The following is a 21,800-nucleotide window of genomic DNA, read 5'->3' as shown; positions in this document are numbered from 1 at the left end:
CGAGGCGTCAAGGACGACACGGCTCACGACGCCTCGCTCAAGTTTCCGCATTCCCACTTCCCACTTCCGAATCCCCACTTCCGATGCGTCACTTCGTAACGCTCGACGACGTCTCCACCGCTGAGATCGAGACGATCTTCGCGCTGACCACCGACCTCAAGGACAAGCTGAGGCAGGGCGTCCGCGAGCCGCTGCTGCCGGGGAGAGTCCTTGCGCTGCTGTTCGAGAAGCCGTCGCTGCGGACCCGCGTCAGCTTCGAGTCCTGCATGGCGCACCTCGGCGGCTCGAGCCTGATGCTCGGCTCCGATACGGGCTTCGGCGGCCCGCGTGAGGCGTTGGTCGATTTCGCCCGCGTGCTCAGCCAGATGGTCGACGTCGTCGTCATCCGCAGCAAGCGGCACGACACCGTCACCGAGTTCGCCAAGCACGCCGATTGCTCGGTCGTGAACGGACTCACCGACATCTCGCACCCCTGCCAAGCGATGGCGGACCTCTACACGATCCGCGAGCGTTTTGGGGACCTGAAGGGCCGCAAGGTCGCGTGGATCGGCGACGCCAACAACGTCGCCCGCAGCCTCGCCCACGGCTGCGCAAGGCTGGGCGTCGAGTTCGTAATCGCCGGGCCGAAGGGCTACCAGATGGACCCGGCGCTCCTCGACAGGTTCCGCCAGCAGTGCCCGGGCGCGAAGCTCTCGTCAACCGTAGACGCCGTCGCCGCGATCGATGGCGCGTCGGCCGTCTACACCGACATCTGGGCCAGCATGGGGCAGGAGCACGAGGCCGACGTCCGCAAGAAGGCGTTCGCCGACTATCAGGTCAACGAAGCCCTCTTCGCCAAAGCGCCCGACGACGCCATCTTCCTCCACTGCCTCCCCGCCCATCGCGGCGAGGAAGTGACCGACGGCGTCATGGACCACGACCGCAGCGCCGTCATCGAGCAAGCCGCCAACCGGCTGCACGTTCAAAAGGGCATCCTCGTCTGGCTGCTAGGCTCGCACGCGCACGACTGAACAAAACAACGGCGCCTAGAGCAGAACGTAGGCGAGCCGGAAGCGTCAGCGCCCGGAGTGAACGAGGTGCACGCTCAACAAACCGTGTACCCACAACACTCCGGGCGCTGACGCTTCCGGCTCGCCGTCTCGACATTGGCGACGCAAACTCTCACACCAACAACTCGACGACATGCCACGCCACGACGGCCGCGCCGCGAACGAACTGCGTTCCTTGAAACTAACCCGCGGCTACGCCTCGGCCGCCGCCGGCAGCGTCCTGGTCGAGTGGGGTCAGACGACCGTGCTCTGCACGGCGAGTCTCTCGAACGAGACGCCCCCCTGGCTGGCCGGCAAGGGCCGCGGCTGGGTCACCGCCGAGTACAACATGCTGCCTGGCTCGACGAGCCCGCGTAAGGCGCGGAAGCCCGACGGCCGTTCGACCGAGATCCAGCGGCTCATCGGCCGTTCGCTCCGTGCGGGCGTCGACCTGGCGGCGCTCGGCGAACGGACCCTGACCGTCGACTGCGACGTCCTCCGCGCCGACGGCGGCACCCGCACCGCCAGCATCACCGGCGGCTGGGTGGCGCTACGCGACGCCATCGCGACGATCCGCAACGAGGACGGCCAACTGCTGTTCCCCGAGGGCGACGTCGTCGGACCCGGCAAGCCGCTCATCGGCAGCGTGGCCGCGGTCAGTGTCGGGCTCGTCCGGGATGAAGCGGCGCTCGACCTCGATTACCCCGAGGACTCGACCGCCCAAGTCGATATGAACGTCGTCGCGACCGGCACTGGCGACCTGATCGAGGTCCAGGGCGGGGGCGAGGGAACGACGTTCAGCCGTGCGCAGCTCAACGCGATGCTCGATCTGGCGATCGAAGGGATCGCCCAGATCACCGACCTGCAGAACGGCGCGGCGTGAAGCTGTAAGCCACGTGAGGCATTCAGCCAGAGGCGATCGCGGCGTTGCTTTCTACGTTCGGTAGGTGAAGGCCCCGGTAGGGGAAGTCCCGTCGGGTGAGGGTCAGAACTGACCGCCACCCTGGCCACCACCACCACCGCCGAGACCACCGCCACCACCGCCAAGGCCGCCGCCTCCACCACCGAGTCCGCCGCCGCCGAGGCCGCCACCGCCAAGCCCGCCGCCACCGGCCAAGCCGCCGCCGACGCCGCCGAAGCCGCCTGCGGCGCCCGCCTGCTGGGCGCCAGCCGCTGCGAACTGGTCGTTCGGATTCACGCCACCGCCCGAGAACGAGAAGGTGGCGACGTCGCCGATCACCGAGAACGTCGGCGTCGGGCTAACCCGGACGTAACGACGGTCCGCCGAAACGACGGCCGACACGCTGAGGTTCGTTCCCTCGGGGAGAACCACGATCTGCGGCTGGAAGCCGACCGTTCCCGCACCCGCTAGGGCGCGGCGACGGCGAACCGCCTGGTCGGGCCGCAGCGACACCGCGGTCGGGTCCGCCAGCGAACTGAGCTGTTGGGCGACCACCGAGCGGGCCACCTTGTCCTGACGACGCAGGGCCTGGGCCAGCTTCTCCTCGGCGATCGGCTCGACACGGCGTCCGGTCGGGGCGTTGAACTTCACCAAAGCCTTGCCGTTCTCATCGAGCTTCACTTGGTGCGACTGCGTCTCGGCCGCTTCGGTCCCTTCGGCGACGGTGATTTCGACCGTCACCGAGTCGGCGACCACATCGCCCCAGACCTTGTTGACCAAGACTTCGTACACGCCCGCGAAGCCGCGCGAGCACTCGTACGCTTCACTGCGGACCGCGTCGTCCGACGCGTCGGCGAGCGACTCGATACGGGCGCCGCCGCCGCTGGTGCGGGGCTCGCCGGCCCAGCAAACGCCGCCGGCGGGCTCTTTGACCGCCACATCGACGTCGGCCTCGCCGGTCCACTTAACGCGGACGACGCAGTCGCGACGGTTGGCTTCGGCCAGTTGGTTGCGGTAACGCTCGGCGACGCGGCTATCGCCGTCCGCCTCGAGTCGAGCGGCGAGCGCCTTGGCGACCCGCTGCGCCTCGCCGGCGATCGGCTGGAGCTCGGCGGGCCAGGTCCGTTCGAGCACGGCCGTGGTCGCCCAGCGGAGGGCGTCGACGTCGTTGCTCCGCTTTGCCGCGGCGAGCGCGGGTCCGAGGATTTCTTGCAGCAGCGGGTCACGCTCCAACGCCAGGCGATAGACCTGCACCGCGCGGCGGTCGAGGCCCATGCCGACGAGGTAGTCAGCGATCGCGACGAGTTGATTGGCGTCGGTGGCGAGATCGACGGCCGAGAGGACCGCCCGCTCGATCTCGGGTTGGGCCTTGCCGTCGAGCTGCATCGCGATGCCGAGCGACTCGTACATCCAAGGCTGGGGGTTGCCGGCGCGGATTGCGGCGCCGATCAACTGGGTCGTGTCGCCGTACCGCTTGTCGGCCATCAGTCGGCGCGTCGCGTCACGCAGCGAATCGGCCGAGTCGGCGCTGTCTTCGAGAGCGGCGTCCCAAGCGGCCGAATCGGCGCCGTGGGCCGGGAGTTCGATCGTTTTGCCGACGGGCGCCTTCGGGGCATCCGACTGCGGCGCCGGAGCTTGATGGGCCGGGGCCGACTCCTCTTCGATCTGGAGCGTGCGGGGCTGCTTCGCGAGGCGGACCGCCGACAGGTCGTCGGGGACACTAAAGGCCCCGCCACCGCCGCCGAAACCGCCGCCGCCCTGGCCACCACCGCCGCCGCCACCGAGGCCGCCACCGCCACCGCCGCCGAGGCCACCACCGCCGCCACCACCGCCGATGCCACCCTGCTGGGGCGGCGGGATGGGGATCACGAGGTCGGCGACCGGGTAGACCTTCACGGTCAGCTTGGTGAGGGCTTCTTCCTGCGTGGTGATCAGCAGCACCTCGTCGTCGATGACGTAGGTCAACTCGAGCGGCTCGAGCATACGCCGCAGCGCCGAACGGAGCGACACGTTGCGGAGGCTCACCTGGATCGGCTCATCGGGGCCGAGGCCCAATTCGTCGAGCGCGATGTTATCGAGGACGATTTCGATCTCGTACTCTACGCGCAGGTAAGTGACGACTTCTTCGAGCGGCGTGCCGTCCGGGAAGTCGAGGCCGGCGCTCGGCAACGGGCTCTTCAAGGCCTCCGCGATCGCCTTCTCGGAGGGGCTTTCGCCCGCCACGTCGACCGCCTTGTACTTCTCACGCAGGCGGGTCAGCTCACGCCACTTTTCCGGGTCCGGATAGACCATCGGGACGTTGTCCGGGAACGGCATGAACGACTCTTCGGCCTGGTACATGGCCTCCAAGAACATCGCGGCGCGACGCTCGCGGAGCTCCATGTTGAGTTCGTGGTAACGCTTCGCCTCGCCCCAGACGCGGGCGACACGCGGGACGACGCCCTCGGGGTCGAGGTCCTCGGCGATCTGAGCGACTTCGCTCGCCTCGGCGAAGCGGCGCTCGTCGATCAGGGCGTTGAAGCGTTCGATCAGCTGCTTCATCCGCTCACGCTTCTGCGCCATGCGGTCGAGCAGCAGGCGACGCTCTTGGGCGGCGGCCAGATTCTCTTGACGCTCGCGGTCGAGCTCGTCCTTGATGATCGCTTGCCGGGACGCCTCGCGGAGGGCCGACTGCAGCTTGTCGATGAGGCCCGCCCGAGTCGATGCGACCAGCTCGGGCGCCCGCTCGACGCTCTGCAGCATCAGCTTCAAGGATTGGGTGGCGCCCTCGGGATCGCTCGACATTTCAGTGCGGGCGTCGACGATGGCGTTTTGGACTTCTTTCTCCAGCAACTGGGCGAAGACGGCCCGGTTGCGGTCAATCGAGTTGAGGAACCGACCATCGACCACCGCTTCGGCGGGCGGGTAGAAGCCCTGGTCCTCGTAGGCCGTGCCGGGCTGCATCGGGTACGCGTCCGAAGGGGTCGCATTCACGCCGGGGGCATCGACGATCGCTCCGTCGGTCAGCGGCGCCGAACCGGCGACCGGGCCTTCAAACGCCGGGGTGCCGGGGGCCAGCACTTCCTCGGCGGCGGGCGACTCGAGAACCTCCAGCTGGGCGGTGCGGATCGGCGTCTTCCGGTCGGCGTCGGCCGCGTGCTGGACCGTTTGGGCCCGCAGGTTGCCCGGATCACGTTGCAAGACGGCTTGGCTGATGCGGACGGCGCCCTCGGCGTCGCCCATCGCGACGGCCTGCTCGGCGATGGTCGCCAGGCGGTCGGTCTCGGCGGCGATCGCGCGGCCCGTTTCGCTCAGGCCGGCCGAACCAAGGGTGGTGAGCGACAAGCCGCCATCGCGGGCGGCGTCGGCGACCAACGTCGTCAGGTAAGCGTTTTCGTCGTCCGAAGCGGGCGTCTTGGCGGACCAAGCGAGCGTCTCGTCGCCCGACAGGGCGTCAACCTCTAGGGCGGTCGCTTCGGCGGCTAGGCGGCCGATGACGACGGTGTCGCGGTCGCTGCGGAGCGGCGGCATGTCGGCCGGGTAGGCGGCTAGCACGGCGTCGTTCGCCGACGCCGAATCGGTCCAGACCACGTCGGCGTGGGCCCAGTCGGCGAGGACGCGGCCAACCCGCTGCCCGCGACGGCGGGCGTCGGCGTCGTCCTCGGCGATGCCGGGGTCGTCAACGTAAAGGTTGCCGCCGGTCAGATTCGCGAGCGACGCGAGCATCGCGGCGTTCTTCTGCGGTCCGACCGCAAAGCTCGAGACCGCCACGCGGTCGCTGCGGAGCTGGCGGACCGTGTCGGCCCAGGCGCCCGCGAGCTTGGTGGCGCCCATCGAGACGCCGTCACCGATGTAAAGGATGGCCCGGCGGCGCGAGCTCTCACCCTTCGCCAACCGGTCGGCGGCCGACTCGATCGCTCCACGCAATTCCGAAGCGCCCAGCGGGGTCACCTCGGTGAGCGCCGCGAGGGCGGCTGTTAGTTCGGTGCTTTCGGGGGCGGCCGGCGCCGCGGTCAAGACGCGGGCGTCGAGGTCGGCGGCGATCAGTTCGACGCGGTCCTCCGGGTGGAGGCTCGCCAGGCACGCCTCAACGGCGGCCAGCGTGGTCGACCGGAACGGCCCCACCTGACTGGCGGAGGTGTCGGCGACGATGACGAGGTCCATCGGCGTCGGCTGGGCCGGCGCAGCGACCGGGCCAAAGCTGGCGGCGAAGTACCGCTCGCCCGTTGGAGCGTCGTAGACCTGTAGGTCCACGTCGCCAGGGGCGTCGCCGGCAGCCAAGCCGGTAGCCGGGCTGACCAGCAGCGCAGCGAGGGAGTAAACAAACGTCAACCGACAAGTACGCGTCGAAATCATCTTCGGGGCCTGCTCCGCTTTGGGAAAGCCGGTTCTCATCTCTGTCCAAATCGCGAACCGCGGCCGGCGCGGTCCTTGTCTGTGACTTCGTCCGCAGTCGGGTCCGGTATCGCGACAGCCAATGTAAGATTGGCGGCGCAAACCGTTGCCGGCTGCGTATTTAGCCAAGAGCCTCCATCTTATCCGGGCCTCCGAAGCCCTTCCACCGGATTTCGCCCAATTCGCCCGGCCGGTCGCGACGGTCCTAAGGCTTGGCGGGGCGAAAAAAACAGCCGCGCAGCAAATCGCCCGCGGAACTACGATAACCGGCCCGCCCGACGGGCGACTGATTCCCTAGCAGCGCTGGCCTCCACCACCCCCTATGCCCTCGACGCTAGCCCTTGCCGCCTCGCTGACGCCGCAAGGCACGCTCTCGCTGGTAGTGGTGGCGGGGGTCTTTATCACGTTGATGGTCCGGCGTTCGACGCCGGTCGAGCTGCTCTTCCTGGGTGGACTGGCGATCGTCACCCTGGGTGGGTCGATCCCCCCGAAAGAGGCCCTGGCGGGGTTCGCGAGCCCCCCCGTCTTGCTGATTGGGGCCCTCTTTGCCGCCGCCGCGGGGCTGCAGACCACCGGCGCCCTCGACTGGATCGGCGGACTGCTCCTGGGGTCGGCCCGGACCGAGCGCGAGGCGCTCCGACGTTTGGCGTTGGTGGCCCCGATCTCGGCCTTTGTGCTCAATACCCCGTTGGTGGCGATGCTCGCCCCGGTGGTGATCGACTGGTGCCGCAAGCACCGCGTGTCGCCGTCGCGGCTGATGATCCCGCTCAGTTACTTGGTCATTCTGGGGGGCGTCGTCACGGTGATTGGCACCAGCACCACGCTGGTCTGTAACGCTCAGATCGCCAAAGTCCGGGCCGACCTGTCACTGCAAGCCGCCGCCGGCTCGGTCTCCGACGCCTTTGTCGCAGAGTCGGCCGACATCCGCTTCTTCGAGGTCGGCGCCGTCGGCGTCCCGATCGCGTTGGCGGGCATCGGCTACATGCTGCTGGTCGCCCCCAAGCGGCTGCCCGACCGGACCGACCTACTGGAGGACTTCGGCGACCGTCGCCGCGAGTACCTGGTGGAAATGCTCGTGCAGCCGGGCTGCGGGCTGGTCAGCAAAACCGTCGAGCAGGCCGGCCTGCGGCAACTGCCGGGCCTCTTCCTGATCGAAATCAGCCGGGGCGAGGAAGTGATCACGCCGATCGCCCCCGGCGACGTGATCCACGCCCACGACCGGATGGTGTTTACCGGCGTTGTCGGGACGATCGCCGACCTCGAGCGGATCCCCGGCCTCGTGCCGGCGGCGGACATCACCTACGAGTCCCGCCCCGCCGAGCGGACGAAGCGGCATCTGGCCGAGGCCGTGCTCTCGCGCACGTCGCCGATCAACGGACGCACCGTCCGCGAGGCCAACTTCCGCCAGCGCTACAACGCGGCGATCGTGGCGGTCCACCGTGGCGGCGAACGGCTGGGGACCAAGATCGGCGACATCCGCCTGCAGCCGGGCGACACCCTGCTCCTGCAGGCGCGGGCCGGGTTTGTTGAGACGCACCGCAACAGCCGCGACTTTTACCTGGTGAGCCAGATCGACGGCTCGTCGGCCCGCCGGCACGACCGGGCGATGGTGGCGACCGGCCTGTTCGTCTTCCTGCTGGCATGGCTCGTCGCGACGTCGCTCGGCGCCGCGAGCGCCTCGGCGCCGGCTTGGCTTTCGCCAGACATCCGCCCGATCGCGGGGATCGCCGTCGTCATGGCGATGATCGTGGCCCGCTGCTTGACGACGAGCCAAGCCCGTTCGGCGATCGACCTGCAAGTGCTCATCACCATCGCGGCGGCGATCGGGCTGGGGACGTCGCTGAGCCACTCGGGCGCCGCCAAGTGGGTCGCCGACGGCGTCGTCGGCGCGGTCCAGCTGACCCCAGCCCCGACGGCCGCTCTGCCGTGGCTATTGCTGGCGGGCGTTTACCTCTTGTCGATGGTCATGACCGAGGCGATCACCAACGCGGCGGTCGCGACGATCATGATCCCGATCGCGGTCGGCATCGCCCAGCAGGCCGGCCTCAGCCCGCGTCCCTTCTTGATGGCGGTGGCGGTCGCCGCCTCGCTCAGCTTCGCCACGCCGGTCGGCTATCAGACCAACCTGATGGTGATGGGCCCCGGCGGCTATCAGCCCCGGGACTATCTACGCGTCGGCGGGCCCCTGCAGGCGATTATCGCGGTGCTGGGGATCACGCTAATCGGGCTGATCTGGCCCTTCCGGCTCGGTTAGCCCAGATCGCGATTGGAGGCGAACGTTCGGCCGCGATTTGGCGTACCGCCTAGAAGCTTGCTACGTTTTCCGCCTTTCGCCCGCACCCGTCGCTATGAATCCCCCACGCCTGCTACTTCCGCTCGTTTGTCTCGTCGTCGCGGCGCCGACCGCGATCGCTCAGCAGGCCACGGCGCCGGTGGCCGCGGCGCCGGTGCAGCTGACGCCCGAGGAACTGGCGAATATCCGTGTCTACGAGGTCGCCAACCGCAGCGTCGTCCACGTGACGACCAGCACCGTTCAGTACCACCCGATCTTCGGCGTGCCGATCGAGGGGGGCGAGGGCGCCGGCTCCGGAGCGATTCTCGACCGCGAGGGTCACGTCCTTACCAACCACCACGTCGTGGATGACGCCAACAGCATCAAAGTCACGCTCAGCGATGACCAGACGTTCGACGCGGAAGTGATTGGCGCGGACAGCGAGTACGACATCGCCGTCCTCAAGATCGACGCGCCGCGTGCGGCCCTGGCGGCCTTGTCGCCGATCAACCTCGGCCGCAGCGACAACCTCCGCGTCGGCCAGAAGGCCTACGCCCTCGGCAATCCGTTCGGCCTCGACGGCACGCTGACGACTGGCATCCTTTCGAGCCTCAACCGCTCCCTGCCGAGCCGGATCGACAGCCGCGTCATGGACGGCATGATCCAGACCGACGCCGCGATGAACCCCGGCAACTCCGGCGGCCCGCTCCTCAACACATCCGCCGAGATGATCGGCATGTGCGTCGCGATCCGTAGCTCGGTCGGACAGAACTCGGGCGTCGGCTTCGCTATCCCCGTCGATCGGATCAAGCGGTTCGTCCCCGAACTGATCGAGAAGGGCCGCATCGTCCGCGCGTACCACGGCATTGTCGTTCTCAACCAAACCTCAAGCGGTTTGCGAATCGCCAAGCTCGCGAAAGACGGTCCCGCCGAGCGCGCGGGGCTCCATGGCTTCCGTGTGAAGAAGCGTTACGAGCGCCAAGGCGCCGTCGTCTATGAGATCAAAGAACTCGACAAGGACTACGCCGACCTGATCCTCGCCATCGACGGACGGCCGGTCGCGACCCACACCGAGTTCTTGGCGATCATGGACGCGCACGCGCCGGGCGATCGCGTCGTCTTCACCGTGCAGCGCGATGGAAGGCGCGTCGATGTCCCGGTCACTTTAGGGGCCACTTGAGCGGCGACCCTCATCGCGTTTGTCAAGTAGCGAACCGCGCGCTGACGCGACTCGCGCCATCTCGCCTATCTTTTCTATTTACAGGTTATGCACCTCGGCGAAGAAGTTTTTTTGCCGAGTTCCTTGGCGTCGCGCTGCCGCGTCTCTGAACAAACAGCGAAAGCGTTAAGTCGCTGCTTGGCAACCGCTTAGCACGCCGCAGAGGGCGTCACCCCCCCGACCGGAATTGTTGGCGATCGCACCACAATCGGCGTGGATCACCTCGACAACCCCTTGAACGGGATTGTCGCCCGGGTAGGGTCGTTGCCAACGAATCCGATTGGCCGCTTTGCTTTTATTCCGTTCGTTGGCTGCCGTCCGCGATGTGCGGCGGTCCCCGCCGGCTCATTTCCTTCCGAGAACTGAATCGAACCGATTTTACTTGCTGAGGCGCCTGCCCAGCCGGTTCAAACTTTCCGACGCCGTTTCGCTCGGCCACTGCAACGCCGGCGGCCGTGACGCCCTTGTCACGGTGGGCCCGCGAGTCTGCGACGTCGACCCCACAGGAGAAGTAGGATGCTATCGATCTGGATGTTCGTTGCGGCTGTTGCGGTCCCGACTGCCAACGCCGACTCGGCCCCGACGCTCGCGACGGAATGGCACGCCGACTACGGCGTCGCCCTGGCGGAGACCAAGCAAGAAGAGCACCCGCTGCTGGTGGTGTTCGAGCAGCCTGGCGACGAATCGCAGCAACTCGACCCGAGCCTGCTCAGCGCCGACAGCGGCGCTTTCCCGCTGGACAGCTACGCCCTCTGCCGTATCGATGTCAGCACCGATTACGGCAAGCAAGTGGCTGAAGGCTTCAAGGTGACCGAGTTCCCGCACGTCGCGATCATCGACAAGAGCGGCAGCGTGATTCTTCGCCGCGTGTCGGGCGACATCACCAAGCAGGAATGGACGTCCGTCCTCAAGAAGCACGAAGACGGCGCCCGCGCGACGGCCTACACGGTCGCCAAGCCGGTGACGACAACAACGACGCCGGCCGCGACTTACACGCCGACGATGGACGGCCCGGTATCGACACCGAGCTACTCGAAGCCGTACTGCCCGAGCTGCCAGCTGCGTAACCGCTGAGGCGCTCCGGCTACTGATTGAACGACGGGCCGGTCTCCGCACTTGCGGGGGCCGGCCCGGTTTTTTGCGGGGGGGGGCTTTTCTTGCGTTTGGGCCGCTCCGCTTACTTCGTGCGCGGCTCAAAGCGCCTCCGCTAAGCGAGTTGCATCGAGCCGCGCACGCAGTAAGCGGAGCACGCCCCCAACCCACCCCCCTCCCCCGCACGCGCGTCACCCGATCCGCTGCAGTCCCGGATAGACGTCCATCTCGAGCGATTCAAACTTCCCTTCTTTGAATCGCTCGATCGCGATCGCCCCCATCACCGCGTTGTCGGTGCAGAGCGACATCGGCGGGATGTACAAGCGGCGCCCGTGGCGCGCGGCGGACGCCTCGAGGCCTTCGCGTAGCCGGCCGTTTGCCGCGACGCCGCCGCCGACGCAGAGCGTGTTGAAGCCGGTCTGCCGCAACGCCATCTCGGCTTTACCGACGAGACATTCGACGACCGCCTCTTGGAAGCTCGCGGCGATGTCGGCGACACGCTGCTCCGACAATTCGACCGTAGCGGGGTCGCCACCGGGGCCCGCGATCTCGTAACGGACCGCCGTCTTCAGGCCGCTGAAGCTGAACGCCAAACGGGTGTTGTCGTCGAGCAGCGGGCGCGGAAAGCGGATCGACTTGGGGTCGCCGTTGGCGGCGGCGCGCGACACGGCGGGCCCGCCCGGGAACGGCAAGCCGAGCAGCGAGCCGACTTTGTCGAACGCCTCGCCGGCGGCGTCGTCGATCGTGCCGCCAAGCGGCGTGAAGTCGGTTGGCCCGTCGCAACGGTAGAGGTTCGAGTGCCCGCCGCTGACGATCAGTCCGACGCAGGGGAAGACCTCCTCGCCGCTGGCGATCTTGCAGGCATAGATATGCGCTTGCAGGTGGTTGATCGCGATCAGCGGCAGACCGGTCGCGACACAGAGCGCCTTCGCCGCGCAAACGCCGACGAGGAGCGATCCGACCAACCCCGGTTGATTCGCGACGGCGACGCCGTCGAGGTCGGCGAGCGTCACGCCCGCCTGACGGAGCGTCTCGTCGATGACCGGCAAGATCCGCTCGACGTGCGCCCGCGAGGCGATCTCCGGCACGACGCCGCCGAACCGTTCGTGGAGGGCGTTCTGCGAAGCGACCACCGATCCGAGAACTTCGAGCGAGTCGGTCACCACCGCCGCGGCGGTTTCGTCGCAAGTCGATTCAATACAGAGGAGGCGAACCACAGGAGGGGTGAGGCTTGAGGCGGTAGGCTTGAGGACAACAGCAGCTTCGCTGCTAACCCCTCAGGACTCAAGTCTCAAGCCTCAGGCGTCGGCCCTAAAAATCGCACCATAGCCCGAGGCCGAACTGCTCCTCGTTCCGGTCGAAGAACTGGTACTGCGTGCTTTTGCCATTCATATAGTGAAGGCCAAGCCGCAGGGTGCTGCCGGTGTTGCCGCGCCAGAGCCAGCCGGTCTGGAGCGTCCAGTCGCCGCCGAACTCCAGCTCTTCGCGGAGGTGGGCGTTGGTCGCGATGAACGGCGTCCCCGCGAAGCCGGTGGGGCCGGGCTGCGAGTACTCGGCGCCGAACTGGAACTCCCACGGCTCGGCGCCGCCGGCCGTGAAGAACGCGTAGGCGGTCTCGCCGTAGATCCGCACGCTCGGCACGATCTGGTACGAGACGCCCGCGATGATCGCGTCGCGGACGTAATTCACCCGGTTGTTCACACCGGTGCGGGCGATCAGTTCATCGCCGAGGTGCGAGCTGAGGTGGTAATAGCCCAACTTGTAAGCGACGCCGTCGCCGGCCGTGTAGGTGAGCGGCACGCCAAAACGGAAGTCGGACGAATCGACATCGCGGTTCTCGTCAAGATTGAGCCGGACGATCGTCGCCCCCTCAAGATCAAGCTGCCAGCCGACGGGGTTTGTAGGGTCACAATTGCCGAAGCGGACGACGCCTTTGCGGCCGCCGAGGGTCGCGTCCCAGGCGATCTCACTCTTTGTGCCCGGGTAGCTGTTCTGGATCGTGTGCAGGCCGAGCCGCGACTCGCGCGGGCCGGCCTGGTAGCTGCGGTAGATCAGCCCATCGGGCATGAGCTCCCAACCCCAGCCGCCGGTCGGATTGGCGTAACCCCAATTGGCGTTGGGAGCGCCCACCTCGGGGCCCAAGTAGGGAGTCGGTTGTCCGTAATCAACCGGCGCGTACTCGACGGGTGCATACTCGACTGGCGCGTAGCCGCTCGTCAGCTGGACGCCCCCTTGCCCGACACCGTTCGAGACCGGCCGCTGCGCTAGCCGCGCGGCGGCGAGGAACGGATCGACCGCCGGCGATTGGGCGATCGCCCCTCCGGCCCAGGCAGTCGCCAAGAGCGTGAGGAGGAAGGCGTTCTTGCGGTGGGCGATCATAGTGGACGCAGGTAGAGCCGTCCCTAGCCGAGGCTGGGCGCTAGTCGTGCGGAGGGTAGCGGTTAGATCGGCCACCCCCTAGACCAAACTTGACGGTTCGTAACCTCTATACCGGTATTGAGTTACGAGCTGGCGCCCCTCGACGATCGGCCGCAAAAACCTTACAACCGATACAGCCCGCCCGGGTCGCCCCACCCCACCCCCTCCGGAAGTGACGATCTCGCCTTGGTTCTTCTCGAAATGAGCCTCGTACCGATGGATGCTGGCGAGAGCGTCAGCGCCGCGGTCGCCGAGTGCGTCGAGCTGATCGACGCCAGCGGCTTGCCGTACGAGCTGCACTCGATGGGGACCATCGTCGAAGGCGAGCTGCCCGAGGTGCTGGCGTTGATGCAGCGCTGCATCGAGCAGCTGGCGACCAAGAGCCGCCGCGTGACCTGCTCGGCGAAGCTCGACTACCGGCCGGGCCATAGCGGCCGGCTCCGCAGCAAGGTGGCGAGCGTCGAGGCAAAGCTCGGTCGATCCCTCTCTCGAACCAACCCCTGACAGCAGCGTGAGCGACCCCTCCCCTAGCGGCCCCCTCTCCAACGACCCCCTCCTCAACGACGGAGCCTTCGCCGCGCTCGGCCGCCTGCCGAGCGGCATCTATATCCTCACCGTCGGCCAAGGCGCCGAGGCGACCGGCATGCTCGCTAGCTGGGTTCAGCAGGCCGCATTCGACCCGCCGATGGTGAGCGTCGCTCTCAAACGGGGCCGTCCCGTTTGCGACCGGATCGAGGCGGGTGAGCCCTTCGTGCTAAACGTCGTCGGCGAAGGGGGTCGGGGCCTGATGAAGCACTTCGGCAAAGGCTTCGAGCCGGGCGAGCCGGCGTTCGAGGGGCTCGAGCTAGCAGCGACAGCATGCGGCGCCAACGGCCTCGCCGACGCGGTCGCCCTGATCGAATGCGAGCTGGCGGGCGCCGCCGACGCCGGCGACCACCGTGTCTTTGTGGCCCGGGTCACCGCCGGTCGGGTTCTCAGCGAGACGGCCCCGACGGTTCATGTCCGCAAGCGTGGTGATCATTATTGAGGGGCTCCAGGCCGCCCGCTCCGGTCGCCGGCTCGGACCCGACTTGCTTTGTGTGACGTCTTGCTTTGTGTGACTTCTTGAGACTCCCCACGTTTGATGGCCCCTCCACGTTTGATTGATGGCTAAGTTCGATGGCTAAATCCTCCCTCCTCGTTGTCGGCGGCGGCATCGTCGGACTCGCGACCGCTTACCGCTACACGCAACGGCGGCCGGGCGCCCTCGTCACGCTGCTAGAGAAAGAGTCCTCCGTCGCGCAGCACCAGACGGGGCACAACTCGGGCGTCCTCCATTCGGGCATCTACTACAAGCCGGGCTCGCTCAAGGCGATCAACTGCCGCGAAGGGAAGCGGGCCATGGAGGCGTTCTGCCAGGAGGAAGGCATCCCCTTCGAGCTGTGCGGAAAGGTCATCGTGGCGGTCGACGAGGGGGACCTGCCCGCGCTGGAAAAAATCTACGACCGCGGCCAGGCGAACGGCGTCACCTGCGAGCGGATCGGCGTCGAACGCCTCGCCGAACTCGAGCCGCACGCCCGCGGCATCGCGGCGATCCATGTCCCCGAGGCGGGCATCGTCGACTACAGCGCGGTCTGCGCCCGGCTCGCCGAAAAGGTCACCGCCGCGGGGGGCCAAGTGGTGACCGGCGCCCGTGTCACCGCGATCCGTAAGTCGGCCGACGAAGTGGTGGTCCAATCGACCGCCGGCGACTTTGTTGGCGACCAAGTCGTCACCTGCGCCGGCCTGCAGAGCGACCGCGTCGCCAAGCTGTCGGGCGCGAAGCCCGACTCGAAGATCGTGCCGTTCCGGGGCGAGTACTTCGAACTCAAGCCGAGCGCCGAGCACCTCTGCCGCAACCTGATCTACCCGACGCCCGACCCGGCGTTCCCGTTCCTCGGCGTCCACTTTACGCGCATGATCGGCGGCGGCGTCGAGTGCGGCCCCAACGCGGTGCTCGCCCTGGCGCGCGAAGGGTACGGCAAGACAACGCTCAACGTGGCCGACCTCGCCGAGTCGCTCACCTACGGCGGGTTCCTGCGGATGGCGGCCAAGCACTGGCGGATGGGCGCCGGCGAGATGTGGCGGAGCGTCAACAAGGGCGCCTTCGTCAAAGCGCTGCAGCGCCTCGTCCCCGACATCACGGCCGACGCCATGGTCGCGGCGCCCGCCGGGGTCCGCGCCCAGGCGGTCTTGTCAGACGGCACGATGGTGGACGACTTCCTGATCGAAGAGCAGGGCCACGTCGTCAACGTGCTGAACGCCCCCAGCCCCGCCGCAACGGCGTCGCTGAACATCGGGTCGCTGATCGTCGACCGGCTGGTGGGCGGCGAATAAGTCGAACACCGGCGTCAGGTGATTCGCCGTCGGAGGGCGGACGGAGATTGCGCTCCCAAGCGCAACCGCTGACACGGGTTTCCACCAAAACTGGCGCTGCCCGAGGCTAGCGCCTACGGCTCAAGAGGTGACCACTGCTTGAGCCGTAGGCGCTAGCCTCGGGCAGCGCTACTTTCAGTTTTGCCAAGCAGAGGCCGCCAGAAACGCGTAGCGAAGTCTTGGCGCTAGCCAAGCTGAGACCGCCAACAACGTGGCGAAGTCTTGGCGAGAGCCAAGCTGAGACCGCCAACAACTCAGTCGGGGCGACACGATTCGAACGTGCGACCTACTGCTCCCAAAGCAGTCGCGCTACCAAGCTGCGCCACGCCCCGTTGGGATTGCCGGGGGCCCGGAAGCCCTCGGCTTGAGGATCAAGACATCGTACGCCGGCGGGCGGTTCACCACAACGACCGTCTGGGGGCAGTTACCCCAGCAAACGCCTGTGGGAGGCGTCTCCCGACGCCGATGACGCGCTGCCAGCCGATTCAGCAGGCAATCCGTCATCGGCGTCGGGAGACGCCTCCCACAAGGATTGATCGGTAAGGCTTCCGCCGCTAGGCGACAGCGCTCGACGCTTGGTCCGAGCCCTTCAGCACCGCCCGCAGGCGGTCGAACTCGTCGGCGTTCTTGAAGTGGAGGGTGATCTTGCCAGCGCCCTTGGCGTTCTGGCTGAGCGCGACCTTCGTCCCGAGGGCCGTCGTCAGCTCTTGCTCGAGCGACGCCAACTGCGCGCTGCGGCCGGCGCCGGGCTGGCGGCTGACGCCGTCGTCGCCGACGACGCGGAGGCCCGCCCCGCCGGTGGCGTCTTGGACCAGCTGCTCGACCTTGCGGACCGAGAGGCCTTCCTTGACGACCTGCTGGGCGTACTGGCTCTGCTTCTCGGCCGGCAGCGCGAGCAGCGCGCGGGCGTGGCCCTGCGTCAGCTCGCCGCTGATGACCATCTGCTTGACCTCGGCCGGCAGCTCCAGCAGCCGGACCAGGTTGGCGATCGTCGAGCGGTTGATGTGGATCCGCTTCGATAGTTCTTCCTGCGTGCAGTCGTACTCACGGAGGTAACGGTCGAAGCTGGTCGCCTTCTCGATCGCGTTGAGGTCGGTGCGCTGGACGTTCTCGACGATCGCTAGTTCGGAGAGCTCGCGGTCGTCGACGCTGCGGACCTGGACGGGGACGCGTTGCCAGCCGGCGGCCTGGGCGGCGCGGAGGCGGCGCTCGCCGGCAATCAGCTCGAAGCGGCCGTCGATCCGGCGCACGACCAGCGGCTGGAGCACGCCGTGTTCGCGGATCGAGTCGGCGAGGTCGGCGATCTGCTCCTCGTCGAAGTGCTTCCGCGGCTGGAAGGGGTTGGCCTCGATCACGCCGAGGTCGAGCCAACGCTGGCCCTCCTCGTCGCGCGTCATCACACCGTCCTCGACGGCGAGCGGAGCGATCGCCTCGCCCTCCTCTCCCGGGGTGGCCTGAGGAACCGGCGCGTGCGCCGGCTCGTCGAGCGAGCGTCCGAGCAAGGCTTCTAATCCGCGACCCAAGCGACGTTGGCTGCTCATGGCGAGAGCACCTCCTGGCAAACTTCGATGTATGCCCGCGCACCGCGCGAGCGACAGTCGTACTGAAAGATCGATTGGCCGTGGCTCGGCGCCTCGGCGAGGGCGACGTCCCGCGGGATGACGGTCTGGAAGACCGCCTCTCCGAAGAACTCCCGCACCTCGCGCTCGACCTCGTGGGTCAACTCAAGGTGGGGGTCGTGTTTGGTTAGCAGGATCCCGCCGAGCTGCAAACGGCTGTTGCGGCGGGTCATCACCCGCTTCACCAGCTCGATCATCTGGGTGAGCCCCTCCATCGCGAAGTACTCGCACTCCAGCGGCATGACGACCTCGTCCGCCGTGGCGAGGGCGGTCTCGGTGAGCGTCCCGAGCGACGGGGGGCAGTCGACCAGCACCGCGTCGTAGACGCTGAGGCTCGCCGCCAGGTGGTCGGCCACGAGGCGAGACTCGCCGCCGCCGGCGGTCGCCAGGTGGTCGACGTCGTGGAAGCTGCGGCTACCGGGGAGCAGTTCGAGCCCTGCGATCTCGGTCGCCGTCACGGCGTCGCGGAGCGGGGTGCGCTGCACCAGCGGGTGCCGCGGGGTGGGCTCGCCGCCGATCGCGCTGGTGGCGTTACACTGCGGGTCGAGGTCGATGAGCAGCGTCTTGCGTCCCGCGGCGGCGAGGGCGGCGGCGAGATTCACCGCGGTGGTCGTCTTGCCGACGCCCCCTTTCTGGTTCGCGATGCAGAGGACGCGGCCCATGGCGGAGGGGGTGAGGCTTGAGGGGTGAGGTATCAGGACGGAACGCTGCGAGCGTTTTGCGAGCGAGCCGCGTCGTCCTCGACCGCGGCGGGCGGAGGTTAGCGGCCACCGTGGTGAAGGGGAACGCCAGTTAGCGGTTGGGCGTCTATGCTGGCGCCGAGACCCGCTCTGCCTTCAACGACGACCAAATGGCCAATCCGGGCGAACCTCTCCGTTCGCGGTCCCCGACAGGGCGAGGTGTCTACGTCGTCTCTCCGGGCGACGATTTTTGGATCCTGCTAGGAGTGCGCATCGCCCTCGCGGGAGGACTTTATCCGGTAGTTGTGTTCGCCCTCTGGATCCTGATCACGACGGCCCTTTCGCTGGTCGCGTTACTTGGCTTAGGCCAAGGTCAACCGCTGCTCGGATGCCTGGCGGGTGCTGCGGCGGTCCTACTCGCCAGCCCCGCCCAATTCGGCATTGGCTTCCTTTGGACAGGCGTCGTGGCGTTGGTCACTCTGCCCTTGTTGTTCGTCGTAACGACTCTGTGTGTCGAGCGGCACGCTGCGCGGGATTCGATAGGTCGCCTCGGCGGCTCCCTCGTGGCGGCGGTCGCGACACTGCCGATCGGGTTGCTGATCGCTGTCAATTTCACGAACTGGGACGCTCTGATCGTCGCTGTGCTGGGCCAGCTACACGTCGCCCTGGCGATCGCGATGGGGCAGGTGGCCGGCTCGCTGGCGGGTGTCGCCGACCTCCGTCGCCGTTATCACGGACGCCACAACAAGTCCCCGGTGCAATTCTCGATCTGGCAACTGTTGGCCGTGACGGTCCCGCTCTCGGCGTTGTTGGCGTTTCTCCAGCTGACCGACTTGCTGACGCCGACGATGGCGATGGCCCTGTTCGGCGCCGCCTTCTGCGCCGTGCTGACGTGGCCGCCGAGCACCTGGCTGGTGAACCACTGGCTCGACCGCCGGCTCCGCCGCCGCCGGGCGGCGCGGCTCGCGGAGCGTTCCACGTGAAACAACCGGCGCCGTCCCCGCCGCCACGCTGTTTCACGTGGAACACCCCGTCGACGCCAACGGCAAGGTCGTTTCACGTGAAACACGTCTTGTGGCGCCCAGCGCACCCCTGCCGAACGGCCCTTAGGATAGAGACTCCAGTGGCCAAAAAGAAATGATCGCTAGGTCTTGTTGAAAATTCGTAGGGAGACCGAGTCGCTAAGTCCCCCTCCCGCTCGTGGGGAGGGGGGCGCCCCGGGTACCCGGGTTCCTCACCCCTCCCCGACCCTCCCCATCAAGGGGTGGGAGATCGGGCGACGGAGTCGCCAGGAGAAGGTCAACACCACCTAGAACGACGCTCGCTCGCTCACAACCCAACGCACCACCTGTCGCCATGCCGGACTCCTTCAGCCCCCTTGCAAGAGCGCTTCGGGAGAAAGAGCTGAAGCGACTCCGGCGGTCCTCGTTGCTGCCGTCGCGGTGGAGCCTCGGGCTCCGGCAATCGCGGGCGGAATTCTGGACCCAACTAGGGGGCCAATGCGCGCGGGCGGGAGGGTTCTACGCTGCGTTCGTGCTCTTCATTTTTGGCGTACTGGGCGTTCTCGAAGTCATGGGCGCCGTCTCCTTCGGGCGCCTTCCTGGTGGCTTCCCGATCAGGCCCAGCCTGTCCGTGCTGTCGATCACCCCGCTCGCCCTCCTCATGGGCCTAGTTGGGACATGTTGTGTCGCGGCTGTCGTTCTGCCTGCGGTCGCCTTGACCCTGGCCGTCGGCAACGAACGGCCGGGTCGAGACCAGATCGGTCGGGTAGCCGGGTCGCTGGTTGCCTACGCCTCGCTACAACTGTTCGGCTTCCTCGCCCTTTCGGAAAACGTCGCCCCCAATCTCTTCGGGGTGGTCCTCTTCGCCCTGGGGATGTGGACGGGGCAAGTCGCTGGCTGCTTGGCGGGGGGGGCCGACTTTCACCGACGACAATTGGGGCGGCTCCCCACAGCGCCCTTCAGGCTCACCCTCTGGCGGCTGATGGCGCTGATGCTGCCAATCTCCGCGGTGCTGACCTTCCTGCAAGTCGCGGACCTGTTCAGCCGCTCCTTGTTGCTCAGCTCGGCGGCCGCCTCCGTGGTCACCGTAGCGACATGGAGGCCGACCACGTGGCTTGTCAGCCGACAGATCCGCCGACACCGGTAGGCGCGGCTTGCGGAGGATTCAACGTGAAGCCAACGCCCGTTCCGAGTTGGATTCGCAGCGTCACCCTTAGCAGGTTAAGCTGCCACTCCTCCTCAACGTTCTCTTGCAACGTCGAGGCAACCACGTCTTGCCCTTAGAACGCGGCCTCAATCCCGGCCCGGCTTCCTCGAAGTATGAAGTCTTTCCATCTAGTCCGCCGTGGTCCGGACCAGCTTGGTTTGGGGGTGTCAGGCCGTCGGTACTGGTGGCGGATGGGGCGCAAGATCGCGATCATGGGCGCCAATGCCGCATTATTGCGGAGCTTGATTTCCCTGCCGTTGAGTCTCGCGATGATGCCTGGCGCCGGGATGATGGCGGCCATTCTCTTCATCTCGATCCCGTTGGGGTGGTTGATGAGCTTCCTGTGGGGAGGCCTGCTCAGCCTGATCCTGTTGCCCTGCGTCTACCTCGGCCAGCGGCTGATCGCAGAGCCGATCCGTCGCGACACGACCGGATGGATTAGCGGCTCGGCGGTCTCGGTGGTCGGTTCGGCTGGGGGCTTGTTCCATATTGGCTCGATTCAAGCCTCAGCAAACGCAATGTCGGCGGGCATTGCTTGGATGCTCGCTATTCAGGTTGCGGGCGGATTTCTCGCGATCGCCGCCGATCAAGCGGGGGGATACCTCGGATCGATGAGCGCCCTCCGCCGCCGAGGAAGGTGTCCCGACGGAGACAGAACAAGTCGGTTCACCGTTTGGCGGCTGATGGCGATCACTGCCATCTTGTCGGTCTTGCTGAGCCTGCTGACGCTGACCGGCGATTTCATTGTGCCGCTGATTCTAGCGATCGTTGTTAGCTCGGGGATCGCCTGGGCGATTCACCGGCCCGTCGCGTGGGCGACCAATCTCTGGCTAGACTGGCTGCTGAGAAGACGCCGTAGGAAGCGGGCGAAGGCTCGCGTCACTCCTTCGGCCAGTCGGGCAGGGTGAACTTCGCCTCGACGTTCGCCGTGTGCTGGCCGTAGTGGCGGACCATCAGGTCCATTAGCTTGCGTGGCGCCCAGCGCGTCCCCTTCACCGGCTTGTCGAGATCGGCGTCCTCGAGCAGGTAGGCGAACCCGCGGACGTAGTCGCCGATCCGCTCCATCTGCTCGGCCTCTTGGGCGCCGGACCAGGTGGGGTGAGCCGGGACGTAGGCGTCCGGCATCTGCTCGGGACCGATCGAGATCTCGGTGTGGTGGTCGGGGTCGAGCGCGGCGTAGACCTGCGAGAACAAACGCAGCTGCGTCGCCGCCAGGTGCTCGGCGTTCCAGCGCGGGGTGTGGGTGCCGTTCGGCGGGCGCCAGTTCATCTGGGTGGCCGACAGCGGCTTGAAGACCTCGCGCGACGCAGCGGTCGCGTCGCCCATGCGTTCGAGCAACTCGGCGAACTCGCCCTCGGGCGCCCAGCCTTTCTTGTCGTTGGGTGGCGTCGGTAGCGAGAGCGTGGCGCCGGTCGAGACGGCCAACTCAGTCACGGGCTCTTGGGCCACCGTGTTCGAAACGGGACCAGTGGCGACCAGAAGACCGAGCGTCAGCCAGGCGAGGCCTTGGGAAGAGATACGCATAGCCAAACTCCATCGATTGAGTGAGGGGCCGAACCGCGGCCCTGATTCTATACGCCCGGGCCAATAAAAAA

Annotated in this window: 17 protein-coding genes and 1 tRNA gene; 11 read left to right on the top strand and 7 right to left on the bottom strand. The window is 67.3% G+C overall.

The genetic code is table 11. The features are described from left to right. Positions 1-83 precede the first annotated feature (83 nt). Positions 84-1,010: an ornithine carbamoyltransferase gene (gene argF / locus Pla108_RS17045; protein WP_146446174.1), complete on the top strand. Its 927-nt coding sequence runs from the start codon at positions 84-86 to the stop codon at positions 1,008-1,010. A gap of 172 nt (positions 1,011-1,182) precedes the next feature. After that, entirely contained in the window at positions 1,183-1,911 is a 729-nt protein-coding gene (gene rph / locus Pla108_RS17040) for a ribonuclease PH (protein ID WP_146446173.1), read from the top strand. A gap of 102 nt (positions 1,912-2,013) precedes the next feature. Here the strand turns inward: rph and Pla108_RS17035 are convergent, their stop codons facing one another. Continuing rightward, positions 2,014-6,264: a VWA domain-containing protein gene (locus Pla108_RS17035; RefSeq protein WP_197526651.1), complete on the bottom strand. Its 4,251-nt coding sequence runs from the start codon at positions 6,262-6,264 to the stop codon at positions 2,014-2,016. 361 nt (positions 6,265-6,625) lie between these two features. Between Pla108_RS17035 and Pla108_RS17030 the strand changes: the two genes are divergently transcribed. The 3 genes from Pla108_RS17030 (at position 6,626) to Pla108_RS17020 (ending at position 10,868) form a co-directional block, all read left to right on the top strand. Further along, positions 6,626-8,557, top strand: coding sequence for an SLC13 family permease (locus tag Pla108_RS17030; RefSeq protein ID WP_146446171.1), 1,932 nt, complete (start codon positions 6,626-6,628; stop codon positions 8,555-8,557). A gap of 94 nt (positions 8,558-8,651) precedes the next feature. After that, positions 8,652-9,755, top strand: a complete 1,104-nt coding sequence (locus Pla108_RS17025; RefSeq protein ID WP_146446170.1) for a S1C family serine protease — start codon at positions 8,652-8,654, stop codon at positions 9,753-9,755. Between the two features lie 555 nt (positions 9,756-10,310). Continuing rightward, positions 10,311-10,868 carry a hypothetical protein gene (locus Pla108_RS17020; RefSeq protein WP_146446169.1) on the top strand — a complete coding sequence of 186 codons (558 nt, stop codon included), beginning with the start codon at positions 10,311-10,313 and terminating at the stop codon, positions 10,866-10,868. Positions 10,869-11,077: 209 nt separating this feature from the next. On the opposite strand, the gene tsaD is transcribed toward Pla108_RS17020, so the two are convergent. After that, complete coding sequence (gene tsaD, locus Pla108_RS17015) at positions 11,078-12,103, bottom strand: tRNA (adenosine(37)-N6)-threonylcarbamoyltransferase complex transferase subunit TsaD (protein ID WP_146446168.1); 1,026 nt, start codon at positions 12,101-12,103, stop codon at positions 11,078-11,080. Between the two features lie 94 nt (positions 12,104-12,197). Then, complete coding sequence (locus Pla108_RS17010; RefSeq protein WP_146446167.1) at positions 12,198-13,265, bottom strand: DUF1207 domain-containing protein; 1,068 nt, start codon at positions 13,263-13,265, stop codon at positions 12,198-12,200. A gap of 225 nt (positions 13,266-13,490) precedes the next feature. Between Pla108_RS17010 and Pla108_RS17005 the strand changes: the two genes are divergently transcribed. The 3 genes from Pla108_RS17005 to lhgO all read left to right on the top strand — a co-directional run bounded on the left by Pla108_RS17005 (position 13,491) and on the right by lhgO (position 15,659). Then, the gene (locus Pla108_RS17005; RefSeq protein ID WP_146446166.1) at positions 13,491-13,808 is read left to right on the top strand and encodes an MTH1187 family thiamine-binding protein; all 318 of its coding nucleotides are present in this window, start codon (positions 13,491-13,493) and stop codon (positions 13,806-13,808) included. A 7-nt stretch (positions 13,809-13,815) separates the two neighbouring features. Further along, a complete protein-coding gene (locus Pla108_RS17000) occupies positions 13,816-14,331 on the top strand; it encodes a flavin reductase family protein (RefSeq protein WP_197526650.1) in 516 nt (171 codons plus the stop codon). A 131-nt stretch (positions 14,332-14,462) separates the two neighbouring features. Next, the gene (gene lhgO / locus Pla108_RS16995; protein WP_146446164.1) at positions 14,463-15,659 is read left to right on the top strand and encodes an L-2-hydroxyglutarate oxidase; all 1,197 of its coding nucleotides are present in this window, start codon (positions 14,463-14,465) and stop codon (positions 15,657-15,659) included. A gap of 297 nt (positions 15,660-15,956) precedes the next feature. Here lhgO and Pla108_RS16990 read toward each other — a convergent pair. The 3 genes from Pla108_RS16990 to Pla108_RS16980 form a co-directional block, all read right to left on the bottom strand. Further along, positions 15,957-16,030 (bottom strand) — tRNA-Pro (locus Pla108_RS16990). A gap of 222 nt (positions 16,031-16,252) precedes the next feature. Next, the gene (locus Pla108_RS16985) at positions 16,253-17,239 is read right to left on the bottom strand and encodes a ParB/RepB/Spo0J family partition protein (protein ID WP_146446163.1); all 987 of its coding nucleotides are present in this window, start codon (positions 17,237-17,239) and stop codon (positions 16,253-16,255) included. Beyond that, positions 17,236-17,979 carry a ParA family protein gene (locus tag Pla108_RS16980; protein WP_146446162.1) on the bottom strand — a complete coding sequence of 248 codons (744 nt, stop codon included), beginning with the start codon at positions 17,977-17,979 and terminating at the stop codon, positions 17,236-17,238. Before Pla108_RS16980 ends, Pla108_RS16985 begins: the two co-directional genes overlap by 4 nt. Before the next feature lie 284 nt (positions 17,980-18,263). Here Pla108_RS16980 and Pla108_RS16975 point away from each other — a divergent pair, with 284 nt between their 5' ends. The 3 genes from Pla108_RS16975 to Pla108_RS16965 all read left to right on the top strand — a co-directional run bounded on the left by Pla108_RS16975 (position 18,264) and on the right by Pla108_RS16965 (position 21,113). Further along, complete coding sequence (locus Pla108_RS16975) at positions 18,264-18,980, top strand: hypothetical protein (RefSeq protein WP_146446161.1); 717 nt, start codon at positions 18,264-18,266, stop codon at positions 18,978-18,980. A 550-nt stretch (positions 18,981-19,530) separates the two neighbouring features. Further along, positions 19,531-20,145, top strand: a complete 615-nt coding sequence (locus Pla108_RS16970) for a hypothetical protein (protein ID WP_197526649.1) — start codon at positions 19,531-19,533, stop codon at positions 20,143-20,145. 173 nt (positions 20,146-20,318) lie between these two features. Then, positions 20,319-21,113: a hypothetical protein gene (locus tag Pla108_RS16965; protein ID WP_146446159.1), complete on the top strand. Its 795-nt coding sequence runs from the start codon at positions 20,319-20,321 to the stop codon at positions 21,111-21,113. Here the strand turns inward: Pla108_RS16965 and Pla108_RS16960 are convergent. Beyond that, positions 21,085-21,729 (bottom strand): DinB family protein, encoded by a 645-nt coding sequence (locus Pla108_RS16960; protein WP_146446158.1) that lies wholly within the window; start codon positions 21,727-21,729, stop codon positions 21,085-21,087. The two genes, Pla108_RS16965 and Pla108_RS16960, sit on opposite strands and share 29 nt — an antisense overlap. Positions 21,730-21,800: the final 71 nt, after the last annotated feature.

Origin of the sequence: Botrimarina colliarenosi, from assembly GCF_007859955.1 — a bacterium.
Classification (GTDB): domain Bacteria; phylum Planctomycetota; class Planctomycetia; order Pirellulales; family Lacipirellulaceae; genus Botrimarina; species Botrimarina colliarenosi.
The sequence above is the reverse complement of the archived record's forward strand: the minus strand, read 5'-3'. Positions and strand labels throughout refer to the sequence as shown.